Source organism: Spirillospora sp. NPDC029432, from assembly GCF_040703975.1.
Taxonomy (GTDB): domain Bacteria; phylum Actinomycetota; class Actinomycetes; order Streptosporangiales; family Streptosporangiaceae; genus Spirillospora.
On sequence record NZ_JBEZWH010000134.1, the window covers coordinates 1 to 8,185 of the forward strand.

The following is an 8,185-nucleotide window of genomic DNA, read 5'->3' on the forward strand; positions in this document are numbered from 1 at the left end:
GTGCCGGCGCCCCCGGTGACGCGGGGGGCGCGGGGGGCGCGGAGCCGACGTGGCCGGCCGGCCCGTCGGTCACCCACATGGATCCCGATCCGCTGGCCACCCAGCTCGACCCGTCCGGCGCGGGACCGGGAGGGCCGGCCTGGCCGGGCGCGGACGTGGCGCAGGAGGGCCCGGCGGCGGCGCCCGAGGCGTCGCTGCCGCCGCCGCCCGTGCCGGTGCCCGAGCCCCCGCCGCCGGTCCCGGCGGCGCCCGACCCGGGGCCCAGCCCGCAGGTCGCCGAGGCGTACGGCATCCGGTTCCTGTGCGGCGGCGACGACATCGAGCGGGTCGTCACCGAGGTGCGGCGGCGCGGCAAGTGGGCCAAGCGGCTGCGCGGCCAGGAGGTGTCCAGCGCCTCGGTGCCGGCGCTGCTGCTGATCGGCGGCCCGTCCAGCGGGCAGCGCCGGCTGGCGCGGATGGCGGCCCGCGCGCTGGCGGAGGTGGAGGTCTCCAGCGGCGAGGTGCGCACCATGCACGCCGACGACCTGCGCGAGCGCGGCCCGGACGGGCTGCGCGCGGCGCTGGACGAGCACGCCGGGCACGTCCTGCTGCTGGAGGGGCTGGAGACGCTGATCCTGGACCATCCGCAGGGCGCGGCGTTCGCCTCGGCGCTGTACCGGGCGCGGCTGGAGGGCGTCAGCGACACCGCGCTGCTGGGCACCTGCGAGCCCGAGCGCGTCGGTGAGCTGTCGGCGGCCTCCCCCGAGCTGGTCACCGACCTGCGCGCGGTGCGGCTGCCGGATCTGAGCGAGCCGCGGCTGCGGCACGCGCTGCTGGCGCTGCTGGCCGAGGAGCGGCGGCTGGAGGTGGGCGCCGACGCGTGGCGGGTGGTGGACCGCGACCTGGCCGCGCTGCGCCCGCTGGGCCGGCTCACCGGCGCGCGCCTGGTCGAGGCGTACCTGGACCGCGCCGCGACCCGCCATCTGGGCCGCGCGGAGGCGACGCAGGCGATCGGGGCCGCGGCCACGCTCGTGCTGACGGCCGCCGACTTCGAGGGGGTCGCCGCGGAGCTGTCGTGACGCGGCCGTGCCGGGTGCCGTCGGTGACAGTCCGCTGTCCAGACGCGGACGGCGGCGGATAATGTCGGCGGCGCGGGTCACCATGGTGGGGTGAACCGCGTCGACCGGCTGCTGGCGCTGGTGTCGGAGCTGCGCGCAGCCGCCCCCGATCCCCTCACGGCCGACGAGCTCGCCGAGCGCCTGCGGGTGAGCGGCCGCACGGTGCGCCGCGACCTGGAGATGCTCGTGCACGGCGGGTTGCCGGTGCGGATCGAGCGCGGCCGCGGCTACGTCCTGCTGCCCGCGCCGCCGCCGTCGCGGCTGTCGGAGGTCGCCTCGCTGATGGGGCCGGTGCACGACACGCTCGCCGAGGCGGTGCGGACGCGCCGGGTGGTCCGGCTCGCCTACGACGACCGGTCGGGGTCGCGCAGCTTCCGGGACGTGGAGGCGCACGGCCTGGTCGTCGCCCCGTACGCCGAGTACCTGGTGGGCTGGTGCCGGATGCGCGACGGCCCGCGCATGTTCCGCCTGGACCGCATCGGCGCGGCGTACCTGTCGGGCCGGGCGACGGGGATGCGGGATCTGGACGAGCTGCTGGCGGCGCTGCGCGTTCCGCTGCCGCGGCCGCCGTCGGATCCGGTGCCGCGCGGCCCGGCGGGCGCGGCCCGCGCGCGTGCGTGGACGCTGGACCGGCTCGGGTACGTGCGGACGCGGCTGCGGGAGGCGACCGAGGAGGTCCGCGCGGGTTCGGGCGGCGCGGCGGCGCTGCGCGGGGTGCTGGGGCATCTGGCCGAGTGGACGCGCTGGCAGCTGGCGGCGATCCGTGAGGCGGCGGGCGAGGAGCGGGTCTACGCGGGGCGCCGTCCGGAGTTCCCGCCGGAGTTCGAGGGGGATCTGCCCTATGACACGCGGGAGCGGATGATCCAGGACGCGATGGCGCTGCGGTCGCTGGGCGAGCTGGCCCGCGACCTGCAGGAGGTGCTGGAGGCGGCGGGGCACTGGTGCGCGGGGTCCGACGACGCGCTGTGGGAGGGCACGTTCCCGGAGCCGAGCCCGTCGGGCGCGCCGGGCCCGCCGCGGCCGCTGGCCGATCTGCTAGGCGGGTGGCGCAGCCCCCTGGCCCACATCGAGTGGCATCTGGACCGCCTCACCGATGAGCCGCCGTCGGTGCCGGCGGTTCTCGAGGAGCGCGGGGAGGATGAGGAGGAGGTCTGGCTGACCGACCGCTGCCCCTTGCAGACCTGACCGCCCGCCAGCCGCTGTAGTCCCCGCCGGCCGACCCGAGTGGCCGGCGGAGGCGAGCGGCTGGCGGAGGCGGCGTGCGTGGCCTGGCGTGGCGTGCGCCCCCAGCCCGGCATGGGCCGACCTGCCGCCCGCCGATCCCGCCGCCCCCGGCTGGCGGCGCGCACGGAGGGTCAGCGGCGGCAGCTCGAACCGCTCCGCGTGCGGCCCTGGTTCCGGTCGCGCGCGTGGAGGGGTCAGGGTGCGGTGATGGTCTCGGGGTCGGCGGGAGGCGCGGCGGCGGTGTGGTGGGGTGCGGGGACGGGACGGCCGGGAGGGGAGGCCTGCCCGGGAGGCGCGGTCTGTGCGGCGGCCTGTGCGGGGATCTTGGCCGGGGCGGGGTGGTGCAGGAGACGGGTGAACCAGACGGTCTTGCCGGGGCCTTCGGGGCGGGTGCCGAAGGCGGAGGCGAGGGAGCCGACGAGGAGGAGTCCGCGGCCGTTCTCGGCCCAGTCGAGGAGGTCGGGGCCGCGGCCGGGCGGGGTGGGGGCGGCGGGGTCGTCGTCGGCGACCTCGGCGGTGAGCAGGGTGCCGTCCAGGCGCAGCCGGAGGCGGACGGGGCCGCGGCCGTGGACGACGGCGTTGGTGACGAGTTCGTCGACCATGAGGACGACGTCGTCGCGGTCCTCGGGGGTGCCGGCGTTCCAGCCGGTGAGGGTGCGTGCGGTGAGGGCGCGGGCGTCGGCGGCGCTGGCGGGGGCGTGGGGCAGCCGCCAGCGGGCGGTGCGGCGGTGTGGTGGTTCGTGGCTCGCGGTCAATGCCCCGTCTCCTCAGCTCGTGCGACCATCCGTGCCGGTCGCCGCGGCCGCCGGAGATGTTCCCCGTCCCGGACGGTCCGGGCGCGTGCGGGCACCCTTCACCAATGTGGACGCAACGCCCGGGACGGCGGTGCACGGGTCCAGGCCGGCCTCACCGCGGGGACAGGTGATCGGGGACGGGCGGCTAGATGTGGAATGAGCACCCCTTGGATGCCGTTATGGTGGGTGATGTCGGTGTGGCATGTGTCCCCCGGGCTCTACCCTTAGCCTTCGAGGAATACCGACGGGCCGTACGGTCCGGGCAGGAGCCCCGTTGTGCCTTTCGCCGTGAGGCGACCACCACACCGGCCTTGACGTTCAGGCCCCGGCGAGATCATCGATCTCGCCGGGGCCTGGCGTGTTTCCGGGTGTTCTCTTCGCGGGGTCGAGCGTCGGCGGCGCTCGGGAGGAGCTAGGAGAAGGCGGTGACGGCCGCCGCGGCGACGGCGGTGAGCACGCCGATCACGGCGACCGCCACGGCGGCGATGACGCGGATCCGGCGGGGGCGCCGTGGCCTGGCGGTCCTGGCGGCCCTGTCGGCTTTTCCGAGTTTCGAGAAACGATGGGCCAGCCGCGGGTCGTCCTCGCTGAGGTGGACCTCGATCTGCGCGAGGATCCGCCGCTCCTCCATCGACAGCGCCATGCTCTTTACCTCCGGGGGGCGTTCACGTGCCTTGTTCTTCCCCCGGCACCATGATCATTATCCCCCGGCGGCGGCGACGGTCGCGCCGCGTGCGGGGGCGCTCTCGTGGTGGAGCCGGTCGAGCGCGGTGACGTAGTAGGTGTAGGTGGTGCCGCGCTTGGCGGCGCGGTCGAGGATGCCGCCGCCTTCGCGGATGTGGGCGACGAGGGTGGCGGGGTCGACGGGGGCGCAGGCGGGCTTCTGCCCCTCGACGCGGTAGACGGCGTAGGCGTCGGCGTCCTTGGCGGGCCGCCACTGGATCTTGACGCCGTCGTCGCCGGCCTTGGCCTGGACGCCCTGGACGGGCGTGGGGGCCTTGCCGCCGCGGCCGCGGACGACGGGCGGGATGGCGGGGCGGCCGTAGTGGTCCTTGCGCAGGCGTTCGGCGAAGCGCAGCTTGTTGCCGGCGAGGCTGGCGGCGCTGAAGTAGACGTCGCCGCGGACGGCGGGGTGGCGCTTGTTGAGGTCGAGATGGCGCGACAGCTCGCCGGCCTTCTTCCAGGGGCCGCTCTCGCCGACGCGGTAGGCGGCCTGGCCGATGGTCAGCTCGACGTCGGTGCCCTCGACCTGGCGGGCCCACCAGTCGACGAGCTTGGCGTAGTCGGCGGGCCGGTCGCCGATGGTCCAGTACAGCTGGGGGGTGACGTAGTCGATCCACCCCTCCTTGATCCATTTGCGGGTGTCGGCGTACTGGTCGTCGTAGCTCTGCAGGGCGCCGTCGGTGGGCGATCCGGCGCGGTCGTTCCTGGTGTTGCGCCAGACGCCGAACGGGCTGATGCCGAACCGCACGTGCGGCTTGGCCTTGTGGATGGCGCCGGAGAGGTCGCGGACGAGGGTGTCGACGTTGCGGCGGCGCCAGTCGGCCTTGCTCAGGCCCTGGCCATAGGTCTTGTAGGTGGCCTGGTCGGGGTACTCGGCGCCGCCTTCGGGATAGGGGTAGAAGTAGTCGTCGAAGTGGACGGCGTCGATGTCGTACTTGCGGACGACGTCCATGACGGCGTTGGTGGCCAGTTCGCGGACCTGGGGCAGGCCCGGGTCGTACCACAGGCCCTTGCCGTACTTGCGGACCCAGTCGGGGTGCTTGCGGGCGGGGCTGTTGGGCGCGAGCTTGTTGAGGTCGGCCTGGCGGCTGATGCGGTACGGGTTGAACCAGGCGTGGAACTCCAGGCCGCGCGCGTGGGCCTCCTTGAGCATGAAGCCGAGCACGTCGTAGCCGGGGTCCTTGCCGGGGGTGCCGGTGATCCACTGCGACCACGGCTCGTACGGCGAGGGGTAGAAGGCATCGGAGTTCGGGCGGATCTGGACGAAGACGGCGTTGAGGTTCATCGCCTGGGCGGTGTCGAGGAGCCGCCGGTAGTCGTCCTTCTGGCCCTTCTCGGTCTTGCCCTTGGGCCAGTCGATACCGCCGACGGTGGCGATCCACATGCCGCGCAGCTGGCGGTGCCGGGAGTCGCCGGGCGCCTTGACGGCCGGGCATTCGGCCTTGGCGCCGGGCGGTACCGCCCCGGGCCCGTCGTCGGTGCCGCTGGCGGGCAGGCACGCTGTCAGCGCCCCCGCGGTGAGCGCCGCGGCGGCGGTCCTGGTGATGATCCCCGTTCGTCTGGCCATAGACGAGCCATTGTTACGCACCCGTAGCGATGCCATGGACGGAACGGCGATGTCGCCATGCGGCGCGGGCCCGGCTCGCTTGCACTTCATCGAACACCAGTTCTATTGTGCGAGCGTCGAGGAGGGGGATCTTCACATGCGCTGGGACCATCTGCGGCTGGCGGGGGACGAGGGGAACGCGGCGGGTGCGGGCGGCGGCGCGGGGCCGGGGCTGCCGCTGATCGAGCGGGGCGCGGTGGCGCGGACGTTCGACACGCCGGGGTTCCGCGGGATGACGTTCTACGAGGTGCACGCCCGGTCGGTGATCAACAAGGTGCCGGCGGCGTCACGGGTGCCGTTCCGGTGGACGGTGAACCCGTACCGGGGCTGCTCGCACGCGTGCTCGTACTGCCTGGACGGCGCGACGCCGGTGCTGCTGGCCGGCGGCCGGACGCGCCCGATCCGGGACCTGCGGCCGGGCGACCGCGTCTACGGGACGCGGCGCACGGGGCTGGGCCGGCGGTGGGTGGTGACGGAGGTGTTCGACCACTGGCGGACGGTCAGGCGCGCGTACCGGGTCACGCTGGCGGGCGGCACCGAGCTGGTGTGCAGCGGCGACCACCGGTTCCTGGGCGTGGACGGCTGGCGCTACACCGCCGGTCACGACGCGCACGGGCGGGCGCGGCCGGCGCTGGAGGCCGGGGACCGGCTGGTCGCGGTGGGCGCGCCGCCGGTGCCGGGGCGGCGCGGGCCGCGGGAGTGGGCGATGTCACCCGCCGTGGCGCCGTCCGGGCTGCCCGCGGGCGATTCGGCGGGTGAGGGTGTCGCGGCCGGGATACGCGAGGCGGCCCCGGGGGCGGCTCCGGCGGCGGGGGCGCTGGTGGAGGCGTGGGCGTCGGTGGCGGTGGTGTCGGTCGAGGCGCTGGGGTGCGAGCGGGAGATGTTCGACATCACGACCGGCACGGGCGACTTCGTGGCGGGCGGGGTGGTGTCGCACAACTGCTTCGCGCGCAAGACGCACGAGTACCTGGATCTGGATTCGGGCGCCGACTTCGACTCGCGGATCGTGGTGAAGGTGAACGCGGCCGAGCGGCTGCGGCGGGAGCTGGCGGCGCCGCGGTGGCGGGGCGAGCACATCGCGATGGGCACCAACGTGGATTGCTACCAGCGGGCCGAGGGCCGCTACCGGCTGATGCCGGGGATCATCGGGGCGCTGCGGGACGCGGGCAACCCGTTCTCGATCCTGACCAAGGGCGCGCTGATCCTGCGGGACGTGCCGCTGCTGGCGGAGGCGGCCGAGCGCGCGGAGGTGGGCACGGCGGTGTCGGTGGGGTCCCTGGACCGGGACCTGGCGCGGCTGGTGGAGCCGGGCACGCCGGCGCCGGAGCGGCGGCTGGAGGTGTGCGCGGCGCTGACCGGTGCGGGACTGGAGTGCGGGGTGCTGATGGGGCCGGTGCTGCCGTACCTGTCGGACTCGCCGGCGCGGCTGGAGGCGGTGGTGGCGCGGGCGGCCGAGGCGGGCGCGACGTCGGTGTCGCCGATCGTGCTGCATCTGCGGCCGGGGGCGCGGGAGTGGTTCCTGTCGTGGCTGCGCGAGCACCACCGGGACCTGGTGGTCCCGTACGCGCGGCTGTACCGGGGCGGCGCCTACGCGCCCCGCGGGTACCAGGAGCGGATCGCCGGGCAGGTGGCGGAGCTGGCGCGCCGGTACGGCATCGGCCGCCGCGCGCGTCCGCGCCGCGGCGCGCCGCCGCCGTCCCCGCCGGCCGGGCGGGCGGCCGAGCAGCTCACCCTCCCGATGTAAAGAAATCGTCAAGATTCTTCCGAACGCCGGGCGGCGGGCGGGTCGTCTAAACGTGCGTCCAGTCCTCCACGCCACGGAGCCGGCCATGAACGCCATCGAAACGACCGCGCACCCGGGAGCACGCCCGACGGTGACGGCGGTGGTCCCGACGCTGAACGAGGCCGACAACCTGCGCTGGCTGCTGCCGCGGCTGCACGGGGTGGACGAGGTCGTGATCGTGGACGGCGAGTCGGGTGACGGGTCGGCGGAGTTGGCGGCGGCGCTGCGTCCCGACGCGGTGGTCCTGTCGCGGCCGCCGCGCGGGAAGGGCGACGCGCTGCGGGCGGGGTTCGCGGCCGCGTCCGGTGACGTGATCGTGATGCTGGACGCCGACGGCAGCATGGACCCGGCCGAGATCCCGGCGTTCGTGGCGCTGGTGGCGCGGGGCTTCGACTTCGTCAAGGGCACGCGGTACGCGTGCGGGGGCGGTTCGCGGGATCTGACGCTGCTGCGCCGGGCGGGCAACCGGTGGCTGACCCGGGCGGCGAACGTGCTGTACCGGGCGGGGTGGACGGACCTGTGCTACGGGTACGTGGCGCTGCGGCGTTCGGCGGTGCCGCGGCTGGCGCTGCGGTCGACGGGTTTCGAGATCGAGACCGAGATGTGCGTGAACGCGGTGGCGGCGGGGCTGCGGATCGCCGAGGTCGCCAGTTTCGAGGGCGACCGGCTGTTCGGCGAGTCGCATCTGGACACCTGGCGGGACGGGTGGCGGGTGCTGCGGACGATGGTCGGCTCGCGGCTGCGGCCGGTGCGCGCGGGACGGGACGCGGTGGAGGCGCCGCCGGTCCCGTCCCCGGCCGGCGTGGCGGCCTGACCGCCGCTCCCCCGGTTCGCGGGTTCGTTTCGCGGGTTCGTTTCGCGGGTGCTTCGGGTGTGAGCCCGAACGTTAGGCGGAATCTCACCGGTCGGTCAGGAGTCGTTCCGCGGGCGGCTGTTGCGTTCCAGCGGTGACTTTCAC

6 protein-coding genes and 1 pseudogene are annotated in these 8,185 nt (G+C 75.1%); 4 read left to right on the forward strand and 3 right to left on the reverse strand.

The window, feature by feature from the left end:
* Positions 1 to 1,058: pseudogene (locus AB0881_RS41310) on the forward strand (hypothetical protein); the annotation flags it as partial.
* A 90-nt stretch (positions 1,059 to 1,148) separates the two neighbouring features.
* Positions 1,149 to 2,282 (forward strand): WYL domain-containing protein, encoded by a 1,134-nt coding sequence (locus AB0881_RS41315; protein WP_366626367.1) that lies wholly within the window; start codon positions 1,149 to 1,151, stop codon positions 2,280 to 2,282.
* Between the two features lie 233 nt (positions 2,283 to 2,515).
* On the opposite strand, the gene AB0881_RS41320 is transcribed toward AB0881_RS41315, so the two are convergent.
* The 3 genes from AB0881_RS41320 to AB0881_RS41330 form a co-directional block, all read right to left on the reverse strand.
* The gene (locus tag AB0881_RS41320; protein ID WP_366626368.1) at positions 2,516 to 3,076 is read right to left on the reverse strand and encodes an ATP-binding protein; all 561 of its coding nucleotides are present in this window, start codon (positions 3,074 to 3,076) and stop codon (positions 2,516 to 2,518) included.
* A gap of 451 nt (positions 3,077 to 3,527) precedes the next feature.
* Positions 3,528 to 3,758, reverse strand: coding sequence for a DUF3040 domain-containing protein (locus tag AB0881_RS41325; protein WP_366626369.1), 231 nt, complete (start codon positions 3,756 to 3,758; stop codon positions 3,528 to 3,530).
* Between the two features lie 57 nt (positions 3,759 to 3,815).
* Positions 3,816 to 5,405 carry a family 10 glycosylhydrolase gene (locus tag AB0881_RS41330; RefSeq protein WP_366626370.1) on the reverse strand — a complete coding sequence of 530 codons (1,590 nt, stop codon included), beginning with the start codon at positions 5,403 to 5,405 and terminating at the stop codon, positions 3,816 to 3,818.
* A gap of 136 nt (positions 5,406 to 5,541) precedes the next feature.
* Here AB0881_RS41330 and AB0881_RS41335 point away from each other — a divergent pair, with 136 nt between their 5' ends.
* Both AB0881_RS41335 and AB0881_RS41340 read left to right on the forward strand, forming a co-directional pair.
* Entirely contained in the window at positions 5,542 to 7,188 is a 1,647-nt protein-coding gene (locus tag AB0881_RS41335) for an Rv2578c family radical SAM protein (RefSeq protein ID WP_366626371.1), read from the forward strand.
* A gap of 85 nt (positions 7,189 to 7,273) precedes the next feature.
* On the forward strand, positions 7,274 to 8,041 hold the full coding sequence (locus AB0881_RS41340; protein WP_366626372.1) for a glycosyltransferase family 2 protein: 768 nt from the start codon (positions 7,274 to 7,276) through the stop codon (positions 8,039 to 8,041).
* Positions 8,042 to 8,185: the final 144 nt, after the last annotated feature.

Bases quoted from the DNA above. Each gene is read 5' to 3' on its own strand.
- AB0881_RS41325 (WP_366626369.1), bottom strand. From the start codon at position 3,758: ATGGCGCTGTCGATGGAGGAGCGGCGGATCCTCGCGCAGATCGAGGTC.
- AB0881_RS41340 (WP_366626372.1), top strand. From the start codon at position 7,274: ATGAACGCCATCGAAACGACCGCGCACCCGGGAGCACGCCCGACGGTG.
- AB0881_RS41335 (WP_366626371.1), top strand. From the start codon at position 5,542: ATGCGCTGGGACCATCTGCGGCTGGCGGGGGACGAGGGGAACGCGGCG.
- AB0881_RS41330 (WP_366626370.1), bottom strand. From the start codon at position 5,405: ATGGCCAGACGAACGGGGATCATCACCAGGACCGCCGCCGCGGCGCTC.